Annotated in this window: 23 protein-coding genes; 13 read left to right on the plus strand and 10 right to left on the minus strand. The window is 67.4% G+C overall.

Features of this window, described 5'->3' with window-relative positions:
* Positions 1–27: 27 nt before the first annotated feature.
* The 4 genes from ASF51_RS17805 to ASF51_RS17810 all read right to left on the minus strand — a co-directional run bounded on the left by ASF51_RS17805 (position 28) and on the right by ASF51_RS17810 (position 1,941).
* Positions 28–351: a hypothetical protein gene (locus tag ASF51_RS17805; RefSeq protein WP_055933175.1), complete on the minus strand. Its 324-nt coding sequence runs from the start codon at positions 349–351 to the stop codon at positions 28–30.
* Between the two features lie 19 nt (positions 352–370).
* The gene (locus ASF51_RS19655) at positions 371–505 is read right to left on the minus strand and encodes a hypothetical protein (protein WP_255354454.1); all 135 of its coding nucleotides are present in this window, start codon (positions 503–505) and stop codon (positions 371–373) included.
* On the minus strand, positions 498–620 hold the full coding sequence (locus ASF51_RS19660; RefSeq protein ID WP_255354455.1) for a hypothetical protein: 123 nt from the start codon (positions 618–620) through the stop codon (positions 498–500). Before ASF51_RS19660 ends, ASF51_RS19655 begins: the two co-directional genes overlap by 8 nt.
* Positions 621–741: 121 nt before the next feature.
* On the minus strand, positions 742–1,941 hold the full coding sequence (locus tag ASF51_RS17810) for an EAL domain-containing protein (protein ID WP_055933178.1): 1,200 nt from the start codon (positions 1,939–1,941) through the stop codon (positions 742–744).
* Between the two features lie 133 nt (positions 1,942–2,074).
* On the opposite strand from ASF51_RS17810, the gene ASF51_RS17815 reads away from it, so the two are divergent.
* A complete protein-coding gene (locus tag ASF51_RS17815; RefSeq protein ID WP_055933181.1) occupies positions 2,075–2,785 on the plus strand; it encodes an alpha/beta hydrolase in 711 nt (236 codons plus the stop codon).
* A 55-nt stretch (positions 2,786–2,840) separates the two neighbouring features.
* Here the strand turns inward: ASF51_RS17815 and ASF51_RS17820 are convergent, their stop codons facing one another.
* Positions 2,841–3,257 (minus strand): DUF4259 domain-containing protein, encoded by a 417-nt coding sequence (locus tag ASF51_RS17820; RefSeq protein WP_055933184.1) that lies wholly within the window; start codon positions 3,255–3,257, stop codon positions 2,841–2,843.
* A gap of 17 nt (positions 3,258–3,274) precedes the next feature.
* On the opposite strand from ASF51_RS17820, the gene ASF51_RS17825 reads away from it, so the two are divergent.
* A complete protein-coding gene (locus tag ASF51_RS17825) occupies positions 3,275–3,658 on the plus strand; it encodes a cupin domain-containing protein (protein ID WP_055933187.1) in 384 nt (127 codons plus the stop codon).
* Between the two features lie 313 nt (positions 3,659–3,971).
* The gene (locus ASF51_RS17830) at positions 3,972–4,862 is read left to right on the plus strand and encodes a helix-turn-helix transcriptional regulator (protein WP_055933190.1); all 891 of its coding nucleotides are present in this window, start codon (positions 3,972–3,974) and stop codon (positions 4,860–4,862) included.
* A 280-nt stretch (positions 4,863–5,142) separates the two neighbouring features.
* Here the strand turns inward: ASF51_RS17830 and ASF51_RS17835 are convergent, their stop codons facing one another.
* Complete coding sequence (locus ASF51_RS17835) at positions 5,143–6,192, minus strand: alcohol dehydrogenase catalytic domain-containing protein (protein ID WP_200926161.1); 1,050 nt, start codon at positions 6,190–6,192, stop codon at positions 5,143–5,145.
* A 148-nt stretch (positions 6,193–6,340) separates the two neighbouring features.
* Between ASF51_RS17835 and ASF51_RS17840 the strand changes: the two genes are divergently transcribed.
* The gene (locus ASF51_RS17840; protein ID WP_055933192.1) at positions 6,341–6,745 is read left to right on the plus strand and encodes a cupin domain-containing protein; all 405 of its coding nucleotides are present in this window, start codon (positions 6,341–6,343) and stop codon (positions 6,743–6,745) included.
* Between the two features lie 85 nt (positions 6,746–6,830).
* Here ASF51_RS17840 and ASF51_RS17845 read toward each other — a convergent pair whose 3' ends face one another.
* Both ASF51_RS17845 and ASF51_RS17850 read right to left on the minus strand, forming a co-directional pair.
* Positions 6,831–7,862, minus strand: a complete 1,032-nt coding sequence (locus tag ASF51_RS17845) for a methionine synthase (protein WP_055933195.1) — start codon at positions 7,860–7,862, stop codon at positions 6,831–6,833.
* Positions 7,863–7,882: 20 nt separating this feature from the next.
* A complete protein-coding gene (locus tag ASF51_RS17850) occupies positions 7,883–8,875 on the minus strand; it encodes a putative oxygenase MesX (protein WP_055933197.1) in 993 nt (330 codons plus the stop codon).
* 125 nt (positions 8,876–9,000) lie between these two features.
* Here ASF51_RS17850 and ASF51_RS17855 point away from each other — a divergent pair, with 125 nt between their 5' ends.
* Positions 9,001–9,942 (plus strand): LysR family transcriptional regulator, encoded by a 942-nt coding sequence (locus ASF51_RS17855; protein WP_055933200.1) that lies wholly within the window; start codon positions 9,001–9,003, stop codon positions 9,940–9,942.
* A gap of 81 nt (positions 9,943–10,023) precedes the next feature.
* On the opposite strand, the gene ASF51_RS17860 is transcribed toward ASF51_RS17855, so the two are convergent.
* Positions 10,024–10,641, minus strand: coding sequence for a GyrI-like domain-containing protein (locus ASF51_RS17860; RefSeq protein ID WP_055933203.1), 618 nt, complete (start codon positions 10,639–10,641; stop codon positions 10,024–10,026).
* A gap of 201 nt (positions 10,642–10,842) precedes the next feature.
* On the opposite strand from ASF51_RS17860, the gene ASF51_RS17865 reads away from it, so the two are divergent.
* From ASF51_RS17865 to ASF51_RS17900, 8 genes are all read left to right on the plus strand, one after another.
* Positions 10,843–11,703 (plus strand): ABC transporter ATP-binding protein, encoded by an 861-nt coding sequence (locus ASF51_RS17865; protein WP_055933206.1) that lies wholly within the window; start codon positions 10,843–10,845, stop codon positions 11,701–11,703.
* On the plus strand, positions 11,700–12,761 hold the full coding sequence (locus ASF51_RS17870) for an iron-siderophore ABC transporter substrate-binding protein (protein ID WP_055933208.1): 1,062 nt from the start codon (positions 11,700–11,702) through the stop codon (positions 12,759–12,761). The genes ASF51_RS17865 and ASF51_RS17870 overlap by 4 nt, the downstream gene beginning before the upstream one ends.
* Positions 12,758–14,845, plus strand: coding sequence for an iron ABC transporter permease (locus ASF51_RS17875; RefSeq protein WP_055933210.1), 2,088 nt, complete (start codon positions 12,758–12,760; stop codon positions 14,843–14,845). Before ASF51_RS17870 ends, ASF51_RS17875 begins: the two co-directional genes overlap by 4 nt.
* A 143-nt stretch (positions 14,846–14,988) precedes the next feature.
* Positions 14,989–16,287 (plus strand): ABC transporter substrate-binding protein, encoded by a 1,299-nt coding sequence (locus ASF51_RS17880; RefSeq protein ID WP_055933620.1) that lies wholly within the window; start codon positions 14,989–14,991, stop codon positions 16,285–16,287.
* Positions 16,288–16,366: 79 nt separating this feature from the next.
* Complete coding sequence (locus ASF51_RS17885) at positions 16,367–17,257, plus strand: carbohydrate ABC transporter permease (RefSeq protein ID WP_055933213.1); 891 nt, start codon at positions 16,367–16,369, stop codon at positions 17,255–17,257.
* Positions 17,254–18,120 carry a carbohydrate ABC transporter permease gene (locus tag ASF51_RS17890; protein WP_055933216.1) on the plus strand — a complete coding sequence of 289 codons (867 nt, stop codon included), beginning with the start codon at positions 17,254–17,256 and terminating at the stop codon, positions 18,118–18,120. The genes ASF51_RS17885 and ASF51_RS17890 overlap by 4 nt, the downstream gene beginning before the upstream one ends.
* Positions 18,117–20,720, plus strand: coding sequence for a family 78 glycoside hydrolase catalytic domain (locus ASF51_RS17895; RefSeq protein WP_055933219.1), 2,604 nt, complete (start codon positions 18,117–18,119; stop codon positions 20,718–20,720). The genes ASF51_RS17890 and ASF51_RS17895 overlap by 4 nt, the downstream gene beginning before the upstream one ends.
* Positions 20,717–21,769 (plus strand): family 43 glycosylhydrolase, encoded by a 1,053-nt coding sequence (locus ASF51_RS17900; RefSeq protein ID WP_055933222.1) that lies wholly within the window; start codon positions 20,717–20,719, stop codon positions 21,767–21,769. Before ASF51_RS17895 ends, ASF51_RS17900 begins: the two co-directional genes overlap by 4 nt.
* Here ASF51_RS17900 and ASF51_RS17905 read toward each other — a convergent pair.
* The gene (locus ASF51_RS17905; protein WP_157412220.1) at positions 21,766–22,812 is read right to left on the minus strand and encodes a LacI family DNA-binding transcriptional regulator; all 1,047 of its coding nucleotides are present in this window, start codon (positions 22,810–22,812) and stop codon (positions 21,766–21,768) included. The genes ASF51_RS17900 and ASF51_RS17905 overlap by 4 nt on opposite strands.
* Positions 22,813–22,889: the final 77 nt, after the last annotated feature.

The raw sequence follows: 22,889 nt of genomic DNA on the forward strand, positions 1-22,889 counted from the left end.
CTCAATCAGCGCAGGGTGAGACGGCGTCTACTCGTCAAGGGCGTCGAGTTGTCTCAGGGCCTCGTTCGCCCGGGCGATCCTGTCTTTCTCGGGGGAGTCCCACCAGAGGGGACCGCGCTCGCCGAGGCCGTGCTTCGCCAGGCCGACCCGCGTTCGCGCTGCGGCGACGGCCGCAGCAACGGCGGCCTCGTCGCCCGCTGACTTCGTCGCGCGCACCCCGGAGCGGCCGCGCCCGAGGTGCGACTTAAGTCGAGACACCAGCGTTTCACTGAGAGCGCGGTCTGTGCGACGCCACTTGCGGCCATTGATGACCAACCAGCGGTCGTCGTCGACAGACCCCGTCTCAGACATGCGCGTGAGACGTGCGGCGTTACGCCGCGATCAGCTCGGGCCGACCGGCCCACGATCCCGACGGGTTCTCCACGGGAGTCCCGTCCGGCTCGGTTCCGGTCTCGGGGTCGATCTCGTCGGGCTTCGGGGTGTGCTCGGGGCGAGGGTCACTCATCGTCTGCTCCTCCGCCCGATGCCGTGTCGGCACCATCCTGGGGCTCGCTGCCGTCTGATCCCGAGCCATCGGGAATCTCGTCGGCATCCGATTTCTTGGATTCGTTCGTCGTCATTCGTGCTCCTTTCCACACGCGACGTTACGCCTGCGCACTGACTCGGCGTCAGGGGTTGACGCTGTGGGCGCGAATCCGGCGTACGGTCGACGGGGCGCCCCGCGCTCAGCGACAGAAGCACTCAGCGCGACAGCAGCGCCCTCGCGCAGCGCCTCACGAGCGCGCGGTCTGTCGTCAGTGCGAACTCGTAGAGCCCCTCACGATGGCGGGTCGGGTCGATCTCCCGAGCGGTGAGTGCTGCGGCGTAGTCGGCGGTCAGCAGAATGACGTCCCACTCGGCGGCGAGCGGGTCGTCGTCTGCGACGACCACACTGCGGGCCGGATGCGGAAGACCCGCAGACGCACGAGTCGAGTAGGCCGTCAACAGGCATCCGGAACCGACCAGGGCCTCGTAGCGGATTCGAGTCGCGGGCGTGATGTTGTCTTCGGCCTGGAAGGTCGCGAGCAGCACGGCGGAATCGCCGCCGGCCCCGGCGCGCTCCTCGAGGAACGCGCTGACCTGCAGGAGCAATGCGCGGTCACCCAGCTTGACCGGAGCCGCCCCCGCCACCACCTCGAACGGGGTGGTGCCGCCCGGTTCGTCGACGACGTCGAGGGCGTGGCGCCCGCGCGCCGGACGGAGGCGGGTGACTCCGGGGGCCTCGTCTGTCGTCGCGGCCGCCTTGCCGTAGTGCCAGCCCTGGGCGAGGGATGCGCCGAAAGCACGCGCGCGGGTGATGTGCGCGGGCGTCTCGACACCCTCGGCCAGAATGATCGCGCCGCTTCTCTCGGCATAGCCCGCGATCGCGGTCATCGTCATCGCCGCCATACGGTCCGGCTGCCGACGGATGAGGTTCATGTCGAGCTTCACGATCTCGGGTGCGAGCAGTGGAAGAAGCGCGAGAGACGCGGGCTCTGCCCCCAGGTCGTCGATGGCGATGAGGTGCCCTGCGGCCCGCAGCGTCGCGGCGGCGGCCAGAAGGGACCCCGGGTCGGTGGTCAGCGCGCGCTCGGTGATCTCGACGACGAGCGGCGGGGCGCCGATGAGAGCCTGTGGCACGCGGCCGTGGGCCAGACTGGCAGGCTCCACGTTAACGAAGACGGAGTGCGGGGACTCGAGACCCTGGGTCTCGATGGCACGCAGCGCGGAATCGAGAAAGGCGGAGTCGAGCTCTGCCGCCGTGTCGTCTCGGTACGCATCGCGGAGCAGCCGATCCGGAGGCACGGGCGAGTCGTCGAAGAACGCGCGGCTCAGTGCCTCATAGGCCACGACGATCCCTGAATCGATGTCGACCACAGGCTGGAAGTTGGTCACGAGACGGTCGAAACCGAGAGTCTGCATGTGCCCATTAACGCAGTGAGGTGGCCCGGTGCCTAGTCGGGCTTGATATCTCGCGCTCTGAGCGAACGGTCGACACCGGCGCGCTCACCCGGTCGTAGGGTCTCAATCACTCCTCTTTTGAAAGGCTCAGACCATGGAACTGCTCTTCGCGCACGGCGCCCTCGTTCGCGACGGAGCCTGGTGGTGGCAGCCCGCAGCCGACCTGCTCGAGCGGCGCACGGGCATCCGGAGCCGCGCCGTGGCGCTGCCATCGTGCGGCGAAGGCACGGCCGATGGTCTCTCGGATGCCGCCGGCGGGCTCGTCGCCGACGCCGCCGCACTGCGCCGCGAGCTCGACACCGTCGACGAGGCGATCGTGGTGGGACACTCCTACGGCGGAACCGTGATCGCCGAGGCCGGATCGCATCCGGCCGTTCGTCACCTGCTCTACATCTCGTCGTACCTGCCCGACATCGGCCAGGCGCAGGGCATGATCATGAGCGGCGAGTCCGACCCCGTGTCGATCGGCGACAACGGCGACGGCACACTGAGCGTCTCGGGTTACGACGCGACGTCGTTCGGCGGGCGGTTCCTGCAGGATGCCGATGAAGAGACCCAGCGCGAGGCCTGGTCGCGCGTCACGGCTCAGGATGCGACGGCGTTCATGACTCCGACGACGGCGGCCGGATGGCAGGGAGTGGACTCGACGTACCTCGTGTGCGGCGAGGATCGCAGCACCTCGCTCGAGCTGCAGCGCTTCCATGCGGCGCGCGCCACCCGCTCGGTCGAGCTGCCGACGGGGCACCACCCGTTCATCACGCGCCCCGACCTGGTGGTCGACGCGTTGGCGGCGCTGCTCGCGTAGGCCGCCTGCCTCTCCCCTTCGACAAGCTCAGGGAACGGACCGTCGGGCCGTACGTTCAGGCAAGGCCGGGCGACCCGGCATCCAGCGCGTTCTTCAGTGCCTCATTCGCATCGAGCCACTCGGCGGAGTCTTCGTCGGCCCACAGCTCGCTCAATTCGCTCTCGGGCGACGTGGATGCGGCAAGCGCCTCGAGGGCGATGGCCACGAGGGCCGCGTCGGGGCGCCCGACCCGCTGAACGAAAACGCCCACCGATTCGGTGTAGGCGTCGGACTGGGTCGGACGACCAAGGCCGTGGGCGACCACCTCTGCCGCAGCGATCGCAACGACCGCGTCGTCGGAGTCGACCTCGGTCTGCCCGATGACGCGGGTCAGGGCATCACGCACAAAACCCCAGCCGGCCGCGTCGTCGAGGTCAAAGGCCCAGTCGCCGGCCGAGTCGCTTCCGAATGGTTGTCCGCTCCATGTCCCCATGGTTCCAAGATAGAGGCATGACGAACATTCTCGGGATCGATGTCGCCGCCGAACTGCAGCAGGTCGAGAAGCACTGGACTCCGCGGGTCATCGGGCGCGTGAACGACCAGTACATCAAAGTGGCGAAGCTGCTCGGCGAGCTGATGTGGCACGCGCACGACCAGGAGGACGAGATGTTTCTCGTGGTCTCGGGGCGGCTTCGCATCCAATTGGAGGGCGACGAGGAGGTCGTGCTCGACCCGGGGCAGTTCTACGTCGTTCCGCGCGGAGTGCGGCACAACCCCGTGGCCGAGGAGGAGGTCGAGATCGTGCTCATCGAGACGGTGACGACCGCGCATACGGGCGACGTCGTGTCGGAGAGGTCGGTTCCGATCGACCAGCAGCTCGGCACGTTCAGCTGAGGCGGGCTTGGGCTGATTGCGTAGGCCGCTCGCGGCCAGGCGACCGGCGCCAAAAGGGAGGAACCACGCGCATCCGACGCACATAGCGCGTCGATGTGCCAGATCTCCTCCCGTTTGACGTGGAATGGGCGGAGAACAGAGCATCCGAGCCGCATACGTCGCCGGTTGAACGGAACTCCGCCCATTCCGGCGCAACATCGCTTGGCCCTCCCTTCGACAGGCTCAGGGAACGAGGCGAAGCTGCGACGCGGCGCGTGAGGCGGGTACTCGCAGTGCCTCCCGCAGCGCGGCGCAGCGGGGTTAGCGTGGAGTCATGACCGACGCCCGAGACGAAGTGCGCGAGTTCCTCAGCTCGCGTCGCGCGCGCATCACGCCCGAGCAGGCCGGCCTCCCCGTCTACGGAGGCAACCGTCGGGTCAGCGGACTACGCCGCGAAGAGGTCGCCATGCTCACCGGGGTCTCGGTCGACTACTACGTGCGCCTCGAGCGCGGAAATCTCGCCGGCGCATCCGAAAGCGTTCTCGACTCGCTGGCCCGCACCCTGCAACTCGACGACGCCGAGCGCGACCACCTCTTCGACCTGGCCCGCAATGCCGGACCGTCGCGCAAGCCCCGCGCGGTGCCGGCCGAGGTGCGACCCGCCGTGCGGCAGGTGCTCGACGCGATGGCGGATGCCCCGGCCTGGGTCCGCAACGGACGTCACGACATCCTGGCCGCCAACCGCATGGGCCGCGCGCTCTACGCGCCGGTGTTCGACGACCCGCATCGGCCGGTGAACACCACGCGCTTCACCTACCTGAACCCGGCGGCGAAGGAGTTCTGGCGCGACTACGACAAGATCACCTTCGACGCCGCCGCGATGCTGCGCCTCGAGGCGGGGCGCGCCCCGCACGACGAGGCGCTCATCCGACTGATCGGCGAACTGTCGACGCAGAGCGAGCTGTTCCGGCAGCGCTGGGCGTCGCGCGACGTCATGTACCACCGCAGCGGAGTGAAGCGCCTGCACCACCCGATCGTCGGCGACCTCGACCTCAACTTCGAGTCGATGGAGCTGCCCAGCGAACCCGGCCTGGTCATGAACGTCTACACGGCCCCGGCGGGCTCGCCCACCGCCGAGCGCCTCACGCTGCTGGCCTCGTGGGCGGCGACGCAGGATGCGACGGACGCGTCGGCTGTCGACGCCACAATTCATCCCTTCGGATGAGTTCTCGGGAGGTCCTTGTCCTCCGTGTGGATAACACTGGAAGACGTCGGAACGAACGGCATCGGAAACGCTTGTCGTCGGTGATGCGCGGCTCCTAGCGTCTAGCTCTGTCGGCACGTGACGAGCTTCGTTCTTCTGACCTATCCGTCGTCAGCGTACGTCGGGTGCTGCCACTTCGGGTTAACCGAACCGGCAACACCCGACGCGCGGGTGGCGCTACGTGGCAACTCGCGAGGTGAGCAGGGTGCGTGACGTCACTCCTTGCGCGAAATGGTTGCCATCAGAACGTCACCATGACTTTGAGCGCCTCACGGGCATCCATCGCGGCGTAGCCGGCGGGCACCTCGTCGATCGCCACCCGGCGGTCGAAGACGCGGCCCGGGTCGATCTCGCCGTTCAGAACCTGTTGGATGGCGGGCTCGAGGTAGGCGCGAACGGGGGCGGGGCCGCCGGTGAGCGTGGCGTTCTTGCCGAACAGCGAGCCGAAGCCCACGGGCGCCTCCTCGTACTGCGGAACGCCGACGCGCGAGATGATGCCACCGGGGCGCACGATTCCGTACGCCTGCTCGTAGGCGGGCATGTGACCGACGGCCTCGAGCACGATGTGGCTGCCCTCGCCGTTCGTCAGCTGCATGACCTTCGCGATGCCCTCTTCGCCGCGCTCGGCGACGACGTCGGTGGCTCCGAACTCGATGCCGAGGTCGGTGCGCGAGGTGTGCCGGCCCATGAGGATGATGCGCTCGGCGCCCAGCTGCCGTGAGGCGAGAACGGCCGAGAGCCCGACGGCCCCGTCGCCGATCACGGTCACGGTCTTGCCCGCCTCGACACGGCCCATGTGTGCGGCGTGGTATCCGGTGAGGTAGACATCGGAGAGGGAGAGGAGCGAGGCAAGCAGGGCCTCGTCGGCGGTCGACGCATCCGCCCCTGCAACCTTCACGAGGCTGCCGTCGGCCTGCGGAACCCGGGCCAGCTCGGCCTGCAGTCCGGCGGTCTCGGCGGTGGCGTAGAAACCGCCGTGCACGCACGAGGTCTGCACGCCGTCGCGGCAGAATGCGCAGGTGTTGTCCTGGAAGGCGAAGGGCGCCACGACGAAGTCGCCGACCTTGACGAGTGCGACGGCCGAGCCGAGCTCCTCGACGATGCCGATCATCTCGTGGCCCATCGACTGGCCGCGCTCGGAGGCGGGCATGGAGTGATAGGGGTGCAGGTCCGATCCGCAGATGCAGGCTCTGACCACGCGAACGATGGCGTCGGTCGGCTGCTGGATGACGGGATCTGCGACGGTCTCGATGCGAACGTCGCCCGCTCCGTACATGAATGTGGCCTTCATGGGGCTCCTTCTGATCGGGGTCTGGGGGAGGCCCGGCGTCGGGCCCGAATACAGTCAACTCCTCGTTGTCTCGTGCGCGGGAGGGTCTGGTGAAACGGGTAATGGCAGACCCTCCCGCCCCGCATCCGGCCGGCGTAGCGTCGCCGACATGCAGATCGAACCCCAGAAGCCCAGCGTCAAGAATCCGCCCGAGCAGTTCGCCGGAGACGTGTGGCTCGACGTCGTCGCAGCACCGCACACCGACGACCAGCGGATGACCGTGGCGATCGTGAAGTTCGCCCCCGGTGCGCGAACGGCGTGGCATTCGCATGCCCGCGGACAGTACCTGCGCGTGACCCAGGGAATCGCACGCTTCGGCGACCGCGCGGGGAACATCCATGAGGTGCACCCCGGGCAGACGATCTACACGCCGCCGGGTGAGGAGCACTTCCACGCGTCATCGGGCGACACGTTCATGGAGCACATCGCGATGCTCGAGGCCGGCGACGACCCGGTAACCACGACGACGTGGCTAGAGCACATCACGGATGCGGAGTTCAACGGCACGAAGTAGTCAAGTATCCGCGCCCTTTCGGTGCATCCGCTGCCGGACGACCGGGCGCGGATGAGCCGAACAAGCGCGGATACGCGTCGCGCCCCTAGCTTGAGGTGAGCTCTGCGCGGAGGATGTCGGCGCCCGCCGCCAGCGCACTCATCTTGCCCAGAGCCACGTCCCTCGCCAGCGGTGCCATTCCGCAGTTCGTGCTGGGAATGAGCTTGTCCGCATCGACGAACGCGAGAGCCTTGCGCAGGGTGTCGGCGACCTCTTCGGGGGTTTCGACCTCCGAGCTCGCCACGTCGATCGCTCCGAGCATGACCTTCTTGCCGCGGATGAGCTCGATGAGGTCCATCGGCACGTGGGAGTGCTGGCATTCCAGCGAGACGATGTCGATCGACGACTGCTGCAGCAGCGGAAACGACTTCTCGTACTGTCGCCATTCGGCGCCGAGGGTCGCTTTCCAGTCGTTGTTCGCCTTGATGCCGTAGCCGTAACAGATGTGCACGGCCGTCTGTACGCGCAGTCCCTCGGCTGCTCTCTCCAGCGTGGCCACACCCCAGTCCTGAACCTCGTCGTGGAAGACGTTGAAGGCGGGCTCGTCGAATTGGATGATGTCGACTCCTGCCGCCTCGAGTTCTTTCGCCTCCTCGTTGAGGATCGTCGCGAACTCCCACGCCAGCTTCTCTCGGCTCCTGTAGTGGCGGTCGTAGAGGGTGTCGATCATGGTCATCGGGCCGGGAAGAGCCCACTTGATCGGCTGATCGGTCTGCTGGCGGAGGAAGCGGGCATCGTCGACGAACACCGGCTTCTCGCGGCTCACCGCCCCGACGACGGTGGGCACGCTGGCGTCGTAACGGTCGCGGATCCTCACCGTCTCGCGCTGGGAGAAGTCGACGCCACTCAGGTGTTCGATGAACGTCGTCACGAAGTGCTGGCGGGTCTGCTCGCCGTCGCTGACGATGTCGATGCCGCGCCGGAGCTGCTCGTGGAGTGCGACGTTCAGCGCATCTTGTTTGCCCTCGACCAGGCGGTCGCCCTGCAATGTCCAGGGAGACCAGAGGGTCTCCGGCTCAGCGAGCCAGGACGGCTTGGGGAGGCTGCCGGCGATCGTCGTGGGGAGGAGAGTGTTCATGGTCGTCGATTCGTCGTGGGTCATCGGGCGGGTGCGGGGTAGTTGGCGGCCCAGTGCTGCAGCACGCGTCCGTGCGGCTTCACGAAGTGCTCTTCGGTGAACCTGCCCTGCGTGACCGCGAGACGACTGCGCTCCTCGCGGTCGTAGTCGATCTCGGTGCGGGAGTAGTCCTGCTGATCGAGCGTCGGCCTGTAGATGCTCGCCGCGGAGGAGTTCGCGTTGTAGATCTCGGGTCGATAGATCTTCTGGAACGTCTCCATCGTGCTGATCGTGCCGATCAGCTGTAGAGCCGAGTAGTCGTTGAGCAGGTCGCCGCGGAAGTAGAACGCGAGCGGCGCCACGCTGCCCGGCGGCATGAAGTAGCGAACCGTCAGTCCCATGCGACCGAAGTAGTCGTCGGTCAGCGAGTAGTCGTTCTGCTGGTACTCGACGCCGAGGATCGGGTGGTGATTCTCGAGCCGGCGGTAGGTCTTGCTGGTCGAGACGCTGATGCAGATGACGGGCGGCTTGGGGAAGCGCTCCTGATAGGCGGCCGAGTCGAGAAAGTGCTGGAACAGCTTGCCGTGCAGGGTGCCGAACTCGTCGGGCAGGGTGAACTCCGTGGCGCCCTCGTTGGCCGCAGGCAGGAGCACGCTGAAGTCGAAGTCGCGCAGGTACGACGAGAAGTTGTTGCCGACGATGCCCTGGTGACGAACGCCGGTCTGTTGGTCGTTCACGTGGATGTCGAGCACCTCGAGCAGCGGGAACTCCCGGAACTCGCCTCCGTCGGTGAACTGCAACTCGACAGTCACGATCTCGAGCTCGACGATGTAGCGGTCTGCCGTGGGGTTGTCCCAGTGCGCGAGGTCGTTGAATCGGCGGTTGATCATCGTCAGAGCGTTGCGCAGGTTCTGCTGGCGGTGCTCGCCTCGGGCCAGATTGGCGAAGTTGGTCGTGGCCCGGGATTCCTCCGACGGCGTGTAGTCCTCGTCGAAGGGCGCGGTGGAGATGCTGAACGTGAACTCGTTCGCCATGAGTGGCCAATCCAGTGGGGGTGATCGGCCTGGTCGGCCGTGTGGAAGTCGTTGTGTTCATCGTGCACGCGTGAACGGGCTATCGGGTAATTCAAGAGTTTTATGCTGCCCTATAGGCTCTCCCTATGGCTCGACAAACAAGCGGCGTCACCCTCCAACAGCTCTACTACTTCATCGAGGTCGCCGCAGAGGGGTCGATCACTGCGGCGGCCGAGATCCTGTTCGTAGCCCAGCCGACCATGTCGGCGGCGATGAAAGATCTCGAGACCAGGGTGGGCCGCTCGCTGCTCCTCCGTTCCGCCCGCGGTGTCTCGCTCACCACCGATGGTGCGGAGTTCCTCGGCTACGCCCGCCAGGTGGTCGAGCAGGTCGCGCTCCTCGAACAGCGCTACCTCGGTCGGCCGCCCCTTCGGCGGCTGCTCGGTGTGTCGACCCAGCACTACTCGTTCGCGGTCGACGCGTTCGTGCGCATGGTCAGGGGCACCGAGGCGTCTGAATACGAGTTCTCCCTGCGCGAGACGCGCACCTGGGACATCATCGAAGACGTGCGCACGCTCCGCAGCGAGCTGGGCATCCTGTATCGCAACGACTTCAACCGCAACGTCATCGACAAACTTCTGCGGGATTCCGGGTTGATCTTCCGTCCGCTCTTCCTCGCCGAGCCGCACATCTTCATCTCTCGCAAGAATCCCCTTGCCAAGAAGCGCCGCGCGACCCTCGCCGATCTCGCCGACCTGCCGCGGCTGACCTTCGACCAGGGCAACAACAACTCCTTCTACTTCGCCGAGGAGATCCTGTCGACGCTATCGAGCAAGCGGGAGATCCGAGTGTCTGACCGTGCGACGATCTTCAATCTCATGATCGGACTCAACGGCTACACGATCTCGACAGGCATCATCAGCGACGACCTCGACCCGGAGATCGTCGCCGTGCCGCTCGACGTCGACGAACAGATCGAGATCGGCTGGATCGGCCACTCCGCGATCCCTCTGACGGAACAGGGGCAGCGCTACCTCTCCGAGGTGCGGGCCGTCGTCGCCGACTTCGGCGTGGAGCTGGTCGGCTAGCTGGGCGGAACCCATCCGCACCCCGTCGGCGCATCGGCTGCCGGACGGCCGGGCGCCGATGAGCCAAGCCGGCGCGGATGCTCACGGGAGCGCCGCGCGCACCGGCTGGCGCAGCACCGTCTTGAGCTTCTCGGGCCTGGTTCGACGGGCGTCGTTCAGGTAGATCTCGTGGTGCAGCCCGGCGAACGTCAGCCCGTTCTGCGGCATGTACTCGTCGTGCAGTCGCGCCAGGGTCGGGCCCTCCTCGTCGTACGACCCGACGTGCAGAATCTGGATGCTGCGCCCCTCGTCGAGCGTGATCAGTCGCGTCAGCGACAGGGCCGGGTTGGGCTTCTTGACCGCCGAGGCCTCGATGGCGGCGGCCACGTCGTCGTCGGTGATCCACTCGGGCTGGTTGATCAGCGCGGTCCACTGCCATGAGGTCTTGTCGCGCGAAACGAACGCGCTCGGATCGTCGGCGGTCCAGAGGGCCTCGAGCGGGGCGACCACGTAGTCGCGGCCCCGGGCCTTGCTTGCGAACTTCAGCGTGTACGAGGTGGAGAACAGCGCCTCGATGGCGGCCGCGTAGGCGGGAGCCGTGTTCGGGTCGCCGGCGCCCTCGACGGCGAGGTACTTCAGGGGCGGTACGACCACGTCGCTGAACGTCTTCGACGAGGGGGAGTAGAGGGCGGGGTGGTCCTTCTTCACGTCGTACTTCATACCTCGGAGGGTAGTCGCGCGTCGGTGATCTCGATACGCCGGCTCCTTCGTCGCGCGGCTACTCGATCGGCGCGGTAGGGGTAGGTCGCGCGGCTACTCGATGGGGGCACAGGCGACAGATGTCGGCCAAAAAGGTTAGGGTTGGTGAGGTTAGGCGTTCCTAACTTCGACTCATTCCACTCCACACCGCATTGGTTCTTCATGCCCACCACACGCGCCCTCAGCGGCGAGCAACTGGTGCTGCGCTACGGCAACGACGCGGTGATCGACGGGGTATCCATGACGCTCGAACCGGGTCGCGTGACCGCGCTCGTCGGGCCGAACGGAAGCGGCAAGTCGACACTCCTGCGCTCGCTCGCCCGGCTGCATCCGGTCGGCGAGGGCGACGTGACCCTGGGAGCCCGCGACGGGCATCCGGAACGTGCCGTCTCGATGCTGAGCGCCCGCCAGTTCGCTCGCGAAGTGACCCTCTTCTCGCAGTCGCGGCCCGCGCCGCAGGGGCTCTCGGTAGCCGAGGTCGTGGCCTTCGGCCGCCATCCGTATCGCCGCGGATTCGCCGGGCTCTCGCCCGCCGACCGCACGGCCATCGACCGCGCACTGCGGGCCACGGGCGTGCTCGACATGAAGGACCGCCCGGTCGGCGAGCTCTCCGGTGGTGAGGTGCAGCGCGTCTGGCTCGCGGCCTGCATCGCGCAGGAGACCGGCGTCGTGCTTCTCGACGAACCCACCAACCATCTCGACCTGCGCTATCAGATCGAGACCCTCGACCTCGTGCGAGACCTCGTCGACGACCACGGAGTGTCCGTGGGCGTCGTGCTGCACGACCTCGATCACGCGGCCCGCATCGCCGACACCCTCCTGCTCCTGTCGGCCGGGCGCATCCACGCCGCAGGCGACCCGCGCGAGGTGCTGACCACGCAGAACATCAGCGAGGTCTACGAGATCGCCGTCGAGGTCACGCTCGACGAACGCACGAACCGGCTGCGCATCGATCCCGTCGGCCGCCATGCGGCGCGCACCTCCTACCCAGCCCCGACCCCCACCCGAGAGGACCATTCATGATCCGCCCCCGTTCCATCGCGACAGCAGCCGCAACGCTCGCCATCGCCGCCCTCGCCCTCACCGGCTGCGGCACGACCACCGTCGACGACAGCGGCGCACCCGTTGCCGAAGCCACCTCCGACGCCTGCGCATCCGACACCACGACCACGTCGACCGGCCCGGTCTCGCTGACCGACGGCGTCGGCCGCACAGTCGAGCTCGACAAGCCCGCCGAGCGCATCGCCGTTCTCGAATGGCAGCAGATCGAGGATGCCCTCACCCTGTGCGTCGCGCCCGTCGCGGTCTCCGACTCGGCCGGGTACGCCACCTACGTGAGCGCCGAGACGCTGCCCGAGGGCGTCGTCGACCTGGGCACGCGAGGCGAGCCTGACCTCGACGCGCTGTACGCCACGAACCCCGACCTGATCATCATCGAGGCGTTCAGCGCCGACGACGAGCTGATCGGCACGCTCGAGGAGCGCGGCGTTCCCGTGCTGGCCACCATCGGAGCCGACGGGGCCGACCCGATCGGCAACATGAAGACCGTGTTCTCGATGATCGCCGAGGCCACCGGGCGCGAAGACCGCGCCGAGCAGGTGCTCGACGAGTTCGACGCGCACCTCGCCGACGCCAAGACCGAGGTCTCGTCCGTCGCCCTGCCGACCACCGACTTCCTCTTCTTCGACGGCTGGGTCGAGGGCGGCAACGTCGTCATCCGCCCCTACGGACAGGGCGCCCTCTTCACCGCTCTCGGCGAGCAGCTCGGCCTGACGTCGGCGTGGACCGACGAGATCGACGAGGCCTACGGCAGCGGAGGAGTCGACCCGGCCTACGGCCTCGGCCAGACCGACATCGAGGGCCTCACCGCCGTCGGCAACGCGAACCTCTTCTACTCGGCCGACGAGGGCGCAGACGGCTACGTGTCCGAGTTCGAGAAGAGCCCGATCTGGACCTCGCTGCCCGCCGTCACGGAGGGCCGCGCGCACGCGTTCCCGTCGGGCGTCTGGGGAGCCGGCGGCCCGCTGTCGAACCAGCAGGCCATCGACGCCTACGTCGACATCATCACGCAGCAGGGTTGAGCACCGCCGTCCGGGTAGCGCGCGCGAGACCCTCCGTCGGCCTGCGCGGCGCGGCGAGCGGGGCGGCCACACTGGCCGCCCTGCTGCTCGCCGTCGTGGTCGTCGGGCTCTGGCATGTCACGCAGGGAACCTCCGGCGTCGACATGTGGGGTCTCATGCGGCTGCTCGGCGGCGCACAGGAGACCGTGGGCGGTGTGCCGGTCGGCGACGTGCTGACCGGCTCCCGCCTGCCGCGCCTCTTCGCCGGGGTCGCGGTGGGCTTCGCCCTCGGCGTTGCCGGAGTGCTGTTGCAGGCGATCAGCCGCAATGCCCTCGCGTCGCCCGACACCCTCGCGGTCACGGCCGGCTCCTACTTCGCGCTCACCGCGGTCGCGGCCTTCGGCCTCTCCGTTCCCCTGTGGGCCTCGAGCGGAGTCGCCTTCATCGGGGGCCTGCTCGCCGCAGCCGTCGTGCTCGGCCTCGCCGGAACATCCGCCGGCACCGGCACCACCCGGCTGATTCTCGCCGGCTCGGCCATCGCGCTGGCCCTCGATGCGGCGACCGCCATGCTGCTCATTCTCTTCAAGGAGAACACCACAGGCCTCTACGCCTGGGGAAGCGGCTCGCTCGCGCAGCTCAACATCGATGCCTCTGTGCGGGCGGCCCCCGTGATCATCGTGGCGCTCGCGGCCGCGCTGCTGCTCTCGCGGCGCCTCGACGTGCTCGGCCTGGGCGATGACGCCGCGTCGTCGCTGGGTGTGCCCATCCGGTCGACCCGCGTCGTCGCGGTGCTCTGCGCGGTACTTCTCACGGCGATCTCAGTGACGTTGGCCGGCCCGATCGCTTTCGTGGGCCTCGGCGCCCCGGTGCTGGCCCGCCTGCTCGCCGCGCGCATCCGGGTGCTGAACCGTCACCTCTTTCTCATTCCCGCCACCGGGCTCGTCGGCGCGCTGCTGATTCTGCTGGCGGATGCGACGCTCCGCGCGATCCTCGGTGCCGAGGGCGCCGCGGCGATTCCGACCGGCGTGCCCACCGCCCTGCTCGGAGCCGTCGTGATCGTGGTGCTCGCGCGCCGTCTGCGCGACTCCGGGCCGATCCGCCTGCCCCCGCAGGCCAGGGCCGGGCTGCGCTCGCACCGCCGCTATATCGTCGCGCTCGTCGTGGCCGCGGTTCTGCTCGCGGTCGCCGTCGTCGTCGGCCTGCTCGCCGGCAGCCTGTGGCTGCGCACCGGCGACATCGGCCTCTGGCTGCAGGGCGTCGCCCCCGATCTCGTGGGCCGGGCGCTGGATGAGCGGCTTCCGCGCGTGGCCGCGGCGGTTCTGGCCGGTGCGGCCCTCGGGCTGGCCGGATGCGTGGTGCAGAGCACCGTGCGCAACCCGCTCGCCGAGCCGGGCATCCTGGGCATCACCGCCGGCGCCGGCCTCGGAGCGGTGATCGTGGTCACGTCTCTGGGTGGAAGCCGCCCCCTGCTCGTCGTGATGGCGGTCGTGCTCGGCCTCGCGACCTTCGCCCTGATCACGGCGCTCGCCTGGCGCGGCGGACTGCTGCCCGACCGCTTCGTGCTGATCGGCATCGGCTGCGGCTACGGAATCAGCGCACTCACGACGTTCCTGCTGCTTCGAGCCGACCCCTACAACACCCCGCGCATCCTGACCTGGTTGTCTGGAACGACCTACGGCCGCACCTTGCCGGATGTCGCGCCCGTGGCCGTGGCGCTCGTCATCGCGATTCCGCTGCTGCTCGGCATGCGGCGTCAGCTCGACCTGCTCGCCATCGACGAGGACACCCCGCGCATCCTCGGCGTACGGCTCGAGCGCACGCGGCTCGGGGTGCTCGCGCTCGCGGCGGTGCTCGCGGCGGTCAGTGTCGTCGCGATCGGCGCTGTCGGATTCGTCGGCCTGGTCGCGCCGCACCTCGCCCGTGCGCTCGTCGGTTCGCGGCACAGTCGGGTGATACCGGTGTCGGTGGTGCTCGGTGCTGTGCTCGTGTGCGTCGCCGACCTGCTCGGGCGCACGCTCATCGCGCCGGCGCAGGTTCCCGCCGGGCTCATGATCGCGCTGATCGGGGCGCCCTACTTCGTGTGGCTGCTGAGGCGCTCGCGCTGATCGGCGATTTGTCGTCTCGATCGACAAACGACCTGCAGTTGACATGCGCTCATTCACACCCCACACTCGTCATATGAAGCGCTTCATCGGCGTCTTCTGCCAATCACATGAAGCGCTTCATGCGCTCGTTTCAAGGAGGAAACATGATCACAGCACGAAGGGCTCGCAGGCGGAACCTTTCCATCGTCGCTGCAGTGGGAGTGGGCGTCATCGCCCTGACCGGCTGCTCGGGCGGCGGCGCATCCAGCTCGAAGGAATTCACCTACCTCGGGCAGACCCAGAACACGGCGATCTCGGGCACCCTCGACATCCTGGCGAAAGACCAGTGCGCGGCCGCCGAGAAGGCGGCCCCGCTGAAGGCGGATGCCATCGACGGAACGACCTGGGACCAGCAACTGCAGCTGCTCGCCGGCCAGGACGCGCTCTCCGACATGAGCATGGCTGGCGGCACGCCGTCGCTCATGCAGGAGTTCATCGACTCCGGAAAGGTGCTCAACCTCTCGGAGACGTTCGAGAAGGAGGGGCTCGAGGGCCGCGTTCTTCCGGCAGCCGAGTCGACGATCAAGGCGCTGTACGGGGGCGGCGACCTCTACGCGCTGCCGACCGAGTTCAACATCGAGGGCTTCTGGTACAACAAACAGCTTCTCGCCGACAATGGCATCGAAGCTCCGGTCACCTGGGACGACCTCGTCGACGCCGCGGCCACCCTCGACGCGAACGGCGTGCAGCCGTTCGTCGCCGCGGGCAAGGACGGTTGGCCGATCACCCGCCTCGTAGGGGACTACATCGCGCGTGACCTGGGCCCGGACGCCCTGCAGAAGGTCGCCGATGGCGACGCGTCGCTCACCGACCCCGAGTACGTGGCCGCAGCCGACGCCGTCGCGGAGCTCGGAACCGAGGGCTACTTCGGACCGGCCGCGGGATCGATCGACTACAACACCGCGCTCAATCAGTTCCTCACCGGCGGCGGAGCCTTCTTCTACATGGGCAGCTGGGCGCTCGCTGCCTTCAACGACCCGGAGCAGAACAAGATCGGGGTCGACAACATCGGCTTCGCTCCGTTCCCGGCCGTCGAGGGCGGCGCGGGCAGCATCGACCAGGTTCCCGCCAACGTGGGCATCCCGGTCATGTTCACCGAGAAGGGCTACGACGACGACGTCGCCCAGTGGCTCGACTGCGTGACCGCCAACTATGGAGACGTGGCACTGAACGAGTTCGGCCAGGTCACCGGCTTCGTCGTGAACAACCCGCCCGCCGACCAGCCGGCCCTCACGCAGGAGGTGCAGGACATCATCGCCGACGCTCCGAGCAGTGTGCTCTGGTTCGAGGCCGCGTTCACCCCTGAGGCGACGTCTGTCAGCCAGAAGAACGGCGGCGGGCTCGCATCGGGCACGCTCACCGGAGAGGCGTTCATGAAGCTCGTGCAGGACGCGAACAACTAACCCTCTTCACTCACCCGAAGCGAGGGTGGAGTCGCCGTCGACTCCACCCTCGCATCTTGGACAAAAGGCAGCACCACCCATGGAAAGACTCCTCGGCAACCCGCGTGCCGTACTCGTGCTTCTCGGCCCCGCACTGCTCGTGTACTCGCTTGTCATGCTCATCCCGATCGTGTGGTCGCTCGTCTACACGGTGTACGAGGGCAACGCGGTGAGCGGCTTCGAGTTCGTCGGCATCGACAACTTCGTGCGCTTCTTCAACGACCCCACCGCCCTCGAGGCCGTCGGGTTCACCATCCGGTACGCACTCATCCTCACCGTGCTCCAGGTCGTGGTCGGATACGCCCTCGCGCTGCTCTACGTCTTCTACCTGAAGAAGGCATCCTCACTGGTTCGCACCCTCGTCTTCTTCCCCGTCATCCTTCCGACCGTCGCCGTGGCGCTCCTGTTCCGCCGATTCTTCGAGGCTGCTCCGACCGAGGGGCCGATCAACTCCATCATGGAGTTCGTGGGCCTCAGCACCTTCGACTGGTTCGGCCAACCGGATGCCTCGTTCTGGGTCATCATCATGATGGATCTCTGGCGCTCGATGGGGTTCTATGCGGTTCTGCTCTATGCCGGAGTCGTCGAGATCCCCGAGGACATCATCGAGTCGGCCCGAATCGACGGCGCTGCCGGCTGGCGTCTTGTACGCCACATCATCCTGCCGCTGTCGCTTCCTGTTCTGCTGTCGGCAACGATCTTCAGCATCAACGGCACTCTCAAGGTCTTCGATTCGGTCGTGGCCCTGACGAACGGCGGCCCGGGCACGTCCACGACGCCACTGACCGTGTACATGTTCCAGACCTCCTTCAGTTTCGGCCAGTACGGCTACGGCAGCACGGTCGCCCTGATGCTCACGGTGATGTGCCTGCTGGTGACGATCTTCATCTTCCGCGCGTCGCGCCGTGACCTCACGAGGAACGAAAAATGACCACTCTCGCCGTCACTCCCTTTCACCGTCGGTTCCGCACCTTTGTGCGCCGCCTTCCTGTGTACATCGGCGTCGCCATCCTGCTCATCATCGTGGCGTATCCGTTGGTCTGGCTGCTGCTCGGGTCGTTCAAGCAGCAGGACGAGTTCCTCAGCGAACCCTTCTGGTCGCTGCCCCGCAGCTGGAGCTTCGACAACTACGTCGAAGCGTTCGTGGGAGGCGGTCTCGGCAAGTACATCCTCAACAGCGTCATCGCTGTCTTTCCCTCGATGTTCCTCATCCTGCTCCTCGGCACTGCTGCAGGTTTCGCACTCGAGGTCATGGTCTGGAAGGGCAGGGGTGCCGTTCTTCTCGTCTTCCTCGCGGGTGTGATGATCCCGCTGCAGATGATCCTGCTGCCGCTCTTCACCATCTACTTCAACCTGCACCTCACCGGTACTCTCTGGCCGCTGATCATCACCTACACCGCGACGGGCCTGCCCCTGACGGTGTTCATGATGGCCACCTTCTTCAGGGCGGTGCCGCGCGAGATCTTCGAGGCCGCCACCCTCGACGGCGCGAACATCTACCGCATCTTCTGGTCGGTCGGGATACCGCTCGTGCGCAATGCCCTCTTCACGGTCGCCCTGGTGCAGTTCTTCTTCATCTGGAACGACCTGTTGATCGCGCTGACGTTCACCAACAGCCAGGACCTGCGCACGATTCAGGCAGGCCTGCTCAACTTCACCGGCCAGTATGGCGCGGTCGACTACGGCCCGATGTTCGCCGGCATCGCCGTGAACGTCGTCGGAACCCTCGTGCTCTACCTCTTCCTCAACCAGAAGGTCATGAAGGGCCTGACGGCTGGATCGGTGAAGGGATGAGCGCCCGAGTGACACGGCTGCGCGCGGAGCACCGCCGCGAGGCCTCGGGCCTCGGAACCGCCACGCCGCGGCTGTCGTGGTGGGTGGATTCCGCGTCGGAAAGCTCCCTGCTCTGGACGGAGTTCGAGAAGACCACGGTCGACGGGCTCGTGAGTACGGCGCGTGTGGTGGGGGCGGAGCAGGTTCTCGTCGACTGGCCGTTCGCGCCCCTTGCCTCGCGGGAGATCGTCGACGTTCGAGCGCGCGTGGGCCTGCATGGCGGCACGGTCGGGGACTGGAGCGACTCGCTCCGCCTCGAGACGGGACTCCTGCGCCGTGAGGACTGGACGGTCCCATTCGTCGTGCCCTCGGCATCCGCACCCCGCACGGGGCCGCGGCCGGCGTGGATGCTGCGGGCCGAATTCGAGGTCGAGGTCGCGCCCGTGCGCGCCCGGCTCTACATGACAGCCCAGGGCATCTATCGTTCGGAGATCAACGGCGCCCGCGTCGGCGACGACGAACTGGCACCGGGCTGGACGAGCTACGACCACCGCCTTCGGGCACAGGCCTACGATGTGACCGCGCTGCTGCAGACCGGTGCGAACGCCATCGGCATCGAGCTCGCCGACGGCTGGTTCCGCGGAAACATCGGCTTCGACGGTGGCGTCTGGGATCTGTACGGTCCGCACATCGGTGTGGTCGCCCAGCTCGAACTGACAGGCAGCGACGGCGTCCACCGTCTCGTCGACCTGTCCGACTCGTGGCGGGCATCCGCAGGCCCGACCACGGCTGCGGGCCTCTACGAGGGCGAAGAGTACGACGCCCGGCGGCTCGACCCCGATTGGTCACGTGCCGGATGCGACGACTCGAGCTGGGCGCGCCCGGAGCTGCGTGGGCTCGCAACGGTGACGGCCCGCATCGAACACGCTGTCGCCGAACCCGTTCGGCAGGTCGAGGAGCTGCTTCCCGTATCGATCGAGTACAGGCGGAACGGGCGGATCCGCCTCGACTTCGGTCAGAACATCTCGGGCAGGCTGTCTGTGCATGCCGAGGCCGAAGCCGGCCACACCCTCCGTCTGCACCACGCAGAGGCCCTCGAGGATGACGAACTCGCGGTGCGCCCGCTCCGTCGTGCGACGAGCGTCGACAGCTATGTCTTCGGCGGTACGGGCGAAGAGTCCTGGCAGCCCCGGTTCACGATCCACGGCTTCCGTTATGCGGAGCTCGAGGGGTGGCCGGAGAGGACGGTGGCGCCGGGGGCGGTCCGGGCGGTCGTCGTGCACACCGACATGGAACGCACCGGCTGGTTCACCGTCGACGACCCGATGCTGCAGAAGCTGCATGACAACACCGTCTGGAGCATGCGCGACAACTTCGTCGACCTGCCCACCGACTGCCCGCAACGCGACGAGCGCATGGGCTGGACCGGCGACATCCAGGTCTTCGCGCCGGCCGCGTCGTACCTCTACCGCAGCGCGGGCGTGCTCGACACCTGGCTTCGCGACGTGGGCGATGAGCAGCATGCCGACGGCGCCGTGCCCAACTTCGTGCCATGGGTTCCCTGCGGATTCCCCGAGGCCTCATCGGCCGTATGGGGAGATGCCGCTGCGATCGTGCCGTGGACCATGTGGGAGCAACTGGGCGACCGAGGGATACTCGCGCAGCAGTTCGCGAGCATGCAGGGCTGGGTCGACCACCTCGCGGCGCGCGCAGACGACGACGGAGCGATCCGCACGGGCTTCGCGCTCGGCGACTGGCTCGACCCGATCGCGCCGCCGGAGGACCCCGGAGCCGCCCGAACCGACCGGTATCTCGTCACCACCGCGTACCTCGTGCGCTCCGCCCGCATCGTGGCCGATGTTGCAGGGATGCTCGGTGATGTGACGACGCAGGCCCGGTACGCGGGTCTCGCCGACCGTACGCTCGGCGCTTTCCGCCAGGAGTGGATCCTGTCGTCGGGCCGGATGGTGGGCGAGTCGCCCACGTCGCTCGCCCTGGCACTGGACTTCGACCTCTTCGAGAACGCCACCCAGCGCTCGGACGCCGGTGCCCGCCTCGCGGAACTCGTGGCCGAGGGCGACTTCCGAATACCGACGGGCTTCGTCGGCACCCCGATCATCTGCGGGGCGCTTGCCGACACGGGCCATGTCGAGTCCGCGTATGCGCTTCTGCAGCAGACGGAATGCCCGTCTTGGCTGTACCCGATCACCATGGGCGCGACGACGATCTGGGAACGCTGGGACAGCATGCTCCCCGACGGCAGGGTCAATCCGGGCGATATGACGTCGTTCAATCACTACGCGCTGGGTGCCGTGGTCGACTTCATGCACCGGACAGTGGCCGGTCTGGCGCCCATCGAGCCCGGGTACCGACGTATACGCATCGCGCCCAGGCCGGGAGGCACCGTGCACGCGGCCTCGACCCGCTTCGACAGCCCGTACGGCCCGATCGACGTGTCCTGGCGACTCCACGGGGAGCGCTTCGAGCTCACCGCCCGAGTTCCCTTCGGCGTGACCGCCGAAGTCGAATTGCCCGGCCGAGCCGACCGCCTGACCGTCGGCGCCGGTGCGCACGAGCTGCATTCAGACATCCGTACCCTCGAACTCAGAAAGACGACATGACCGACCAGCAGAACCTCATCTACCCCGGCCGAGTGTGGAACGACACCGACGGCAACCGCATCCAGGCGCACGGCGGATCGATCATCGCCGTAGACGGCACGTACTACTGGTACGGCGAGAACAAAGAGAAGTCCACACCCGGCAGCGGCATCTGGCACTGGGGAGTGCGCTGCTACTCGTCGACAGACCTGGTCAACTGGACCGACCGCGGACTGATCATTCCGCCGGAGCCCGACGACGAGGAATCGCCGCTGTATCCGTCAGCAGGGATGGATCGCCCGCACATCATCTATAACCCTCACACCCGAAAATACGTCTGCTGGCTGAAGGTGATGAGCAAGGGGTCGATCCAACGATCGACTGTGCTCGTCGCGGATGACGTGCTCGGGCCCTATACGACCGTCACGAAGTGGTTGCGACCACTGGGCATGAGCGCCGGCGACTTCGACCTCGTCGTCGACCCGCACGACGGCAAGGCGTACTACTACTTCGAGCGCGTGCACTCGGAGCTGATCGTCGCCGATCTGACAGACGACTACACGAACGTGACCGGGTACTACTCCACACATTTTCCGCAGCCGCAGCCGCCGTATGTGCGCGAGGCGCCGGCCTACTTCGCCCGCGATCGCAAGCACTACCTGATCACCTCGGGCACGACGGGGTACTACCCGAACCCGTCGGAGTCGGCGGTCGCCGCCAGCTATCACGGGCCGTACACGGTGCTCGGCGACCCGCATCCGACGGATGCGTCGCGCACGTCGTTCCACTCCCAGCTCTCGTCGATCTTCAAGCATCCGGGGAAACGCGACCTGTACATCGCCCTGGGCGACCGGTGGCTGCCGGGCTACCTCGACGACGGTGCCCGCGCATTCCAGGAGTTCGAGGCGCACTTCGCCCCGGGTCGCGACAGTGACGAGCCCATGGAGGAGTTCGCCCATGTCGACACATCGATCGCGGATTACGTGTGGCTGCCTCTTCGCTTCGACGGAGACACGCCCGTGATCGAATGGCACGACTCGTGGAGCCCCGACGACTACGAGGATGCCTAGCGGCCGATCGTGCTCTCGCGAGCCGTGAGGGTGGGATCGAGAGTGATGTGCTGGTGCTCGTGCTCGGCGCTGTCGGCGAGTTCTTCGAGCAGCAGGCGCATGCCTGTCGATCCCATCTTCTGGCCGGGCAGATCCACGGTCGAGATGGGCACGATGCTGTCATAGGCCGAGCGGTTGTCGTCGCAGGCGACGAGTGCGATGTCGTCGGGGAAGCGATACGACGATGACGAGGTGAGGGCCTGAACGATGCCCAGCGCCAGCAGATCGGCGGCCGCGACGATCCCGTCGGGGAGGGCATCCGCGTCGCGATGGGCAAGCAAGGCGCCGACCCGGCGTCCGTCGTGAACCTGCACCTCGTCGGTCGACATGTGTTCGAGGGTGGCCCCCTCGACGTCGGCCACCGCATCCTGAGCGCCCTGCAGGCGATCTGCCAGCGCACGTGATCGAGCTATCGGCCCGCCCGCGAAGACCAGCCTCCGCCGTCCGAGGCCGAGCAGGTGCTCCGCGGCGATGCGGCCGGCGGCCACGTTGTTCGTGCTGACCGCGCAGTGGGCGTGCGTCTGGCGGGCGGCATCGAGGATGACGAGGGGGCGTTGCCTGGCGATGTGGCCGTCCTCCGGAGGAATGACCCCGCCGAGGGGGGCGACGAGGATTCCCGAGACCTGCTCCTCGTCGAAGAAGGTGAGGTACGACCGCTGCTTCGCGATGTCGATATCGGAATTGCCGATCACCACGAACTTGCCGGCTTTCGATGCCGACTGCTCGGCGCCCCTCACCATGTCGGTGAAGTAGGAGTTGGCCAGGTCGGCGAGAACGACGCCTACGGTGTTGCTGACCCCGGCGGCGAGCTTGCTGGCGGCCCGGTTGCGCACGAAGCCGAGCTCGTCGATGGAGGCGAGGACGCGATCGCGAATGGACGGCGTCACCCCGTCGGGCCGGTTGAGCACATTGGAGACCGTGCCGATCGCGACGCCGGCATGGTGTGCGACGTCGAGCATCGTCACGGAGCCGTTCTTGCCACTGGCTGTCGGGACCGATGCCATGTTCACCACTGCTCTGCTCCTACTGCGCGAGGACTTTTCTCCACACTAGCGTCGGGGCCGCCGCGCCGATCGGAGTA

It is taken from the genome of Agreia sp. Leaf283, assembly GCF_001422485.1.
In the GTDB taxonomy this organism is placed as follows: domain Bacteria; phylum Actinomycetota; class Actinomycetes; order Actinomycetales; family Microbacteriaceae; genus Agreia.

What these genes read in the sequence shown, in the direction of transcription:
- ASF51_RS17885 (WP_055933213.1), top strand. Translation starts at nt 16,367, where the DNA reads ATGGAAAGACTCCTCGGCAACCCGCGTGCCGTACTCGTGCTTCTCGGC.
- ASF51_RS17845 (WP_055933195.1), bottom strand. Translation starts at nt 7,862, where the DNA reads ATGAACACTCTCCTCCCCACGACGATCGCCGGCAGCCTCCCCAAGCCG.
- ASF51_RS17865 (WP_055933206.1), top strand. Translation starts at nt 10,843, where the DNA reads ATGCCCACCACACGCGCCCTCAGCGGCGAGCAACTGGTGCTGCGCTAC.
- ASF51_RS17820 (WP_055933184.1), bottom strand. Translation starts at nt 3,257, where the DNA reads ATGGGGACATGGAGCGGACAACCATTCGGAAGCGACTCGGCCGGCGAC.
- ASF51_RS17810 (WP_055933178.1), bottom strand. Translation starts at nt 1,941, where the DNA reads ATGCAGACTCTCGGTTTCGACCGTCTCGTGACCAACTTCCAGCCTGTG.
- ASF51_RS17880 (WP_055933620.1), top strand. Translation starts at nt 14,989, where the DNA reads ATGATCACAGCACGAAGGGCTCGCAGGCGGAACCTTTCCATCGTCGCT.
- ASF51_RS17840 (WP_055933192.1), top strand. Translation starts at nt 6,341, where the DNA reads ATGCAGATCGAACCCCAGAAGCCCAGCGTCAAGAATCCGCCCGAGCAG.
- ASF51_RS17895 (WP_055933219.1), top strand. Translation starts at nt 18,117, where the DNA reads ATGAGCGCCCGAGTGACACGGCTGCGCGCGGAGCACCGCCGCGAGGCC.
- ASF51_RS17890 (WP_055933216.1), top strand. Translation starts at nt 17,254, where the DNA reads ATGACCACTCTCGCCGTCACTCCCTTTCACCGTCGGTTCCGCACCTTT.
- ASF51_RS17900 (WP_055933222.1), top strand. Translation starts at nt 20,717, where the DNA reads ATGACCGACCAGCAGAACCTCATCTACCCCGGCCGAGTGTGGAACGAC.
- ASF51_RS19660 (WP_255354455.1), bottom strand. Translation starts at nt 620, where the DNA reads ATGACGACGAACGAATCCAAGAAATCGGATGCCGACGAGATTCCCGAT.
- ASF51_RS17850 (WP_055933197.1), bottom strand. Translation starts at nt 8,875, where the DNA reads ATGGCGAACGAGTTCACGTTCAGCATCTCCACCGCGCCCTTCGACGAG.
- ASF51_RS17835 (WP_200926161.1), bottom strand. Translation starts at nt 6,192, where the DNA reads ATGAAGGCCACATTCATGTACGGAGCGGGCGACGTTCGCATCGAGACC.
- ASF51_RS17830 (WP_055933190.1), top strand. Translation starts at nt 3,972, where the DNA reads ATGACCGACGCCCGAGACGAAGTGCGCGAGTTCCTCAGCTCGCGTCGC.
- ASF51_RS17860 (WP_055933203.1), bottom strand. Translation starts at nt 10,641, where the DNA reads ATGAAGTACGACGTGAAGAAGGACCACCCCGCCCTCTACTCCCCCTCG.
- ASF51_RS17905 (WP_157412220.1), bottom strand. Translation starts at nt 22,812, where the DNA reads ATGGCATCGGTCCCGACAGCCAGTGGCAAGAACGGCTCCGTGACGATG.
- ASF51_RS17855 (WP_055933200.1), top strand. Translation starts at nt 9,001, where the DNA reads ATGGCTCGACAAACAAGCGGCGTCACCCTCCAACAGCTCTACTACTTC.
- ASF51_RS17825 (WP_055933187.1), top strand. Translation starts at nt 3,275, where the DNA reads ATGACGAACATTCTCGGGATCGATGTCGCCGCCGAACTGCAGCAGGTC.
- ASF51_RS17805 (WP_055933175.1), bottom strand. Translation starts at nt 351, where the DNA reads ATGTCTGAGACGGGGTCTGTCGACGACGACCGCTGGTTGGTCATCAAT.
- ASF51_RS17815 (WP_055933181.1), top strand. Translation starts at nt 2,075, where the DNA reads ATGGAACTGCTCTTCGCGCACGGCGCCCTCGTTCGCGACGGAGCCTGG.
- ASF51_RS17870 (WP_055933208.1), top strand. Translation starts at nt 11,700, where the DNA reads ATGATCCGCCCCCGTTCCATCGCGACAGCAGCCGCAACGCTCGCCATC.
- ASF51_RS19655 (WP_255354454.1), bottom strand. Translation starts at nt 505, where the DNA reads ATGAGTGACCCTCGCCCCGAGCACACCCCGAAGCCCGACGAGATCGAC.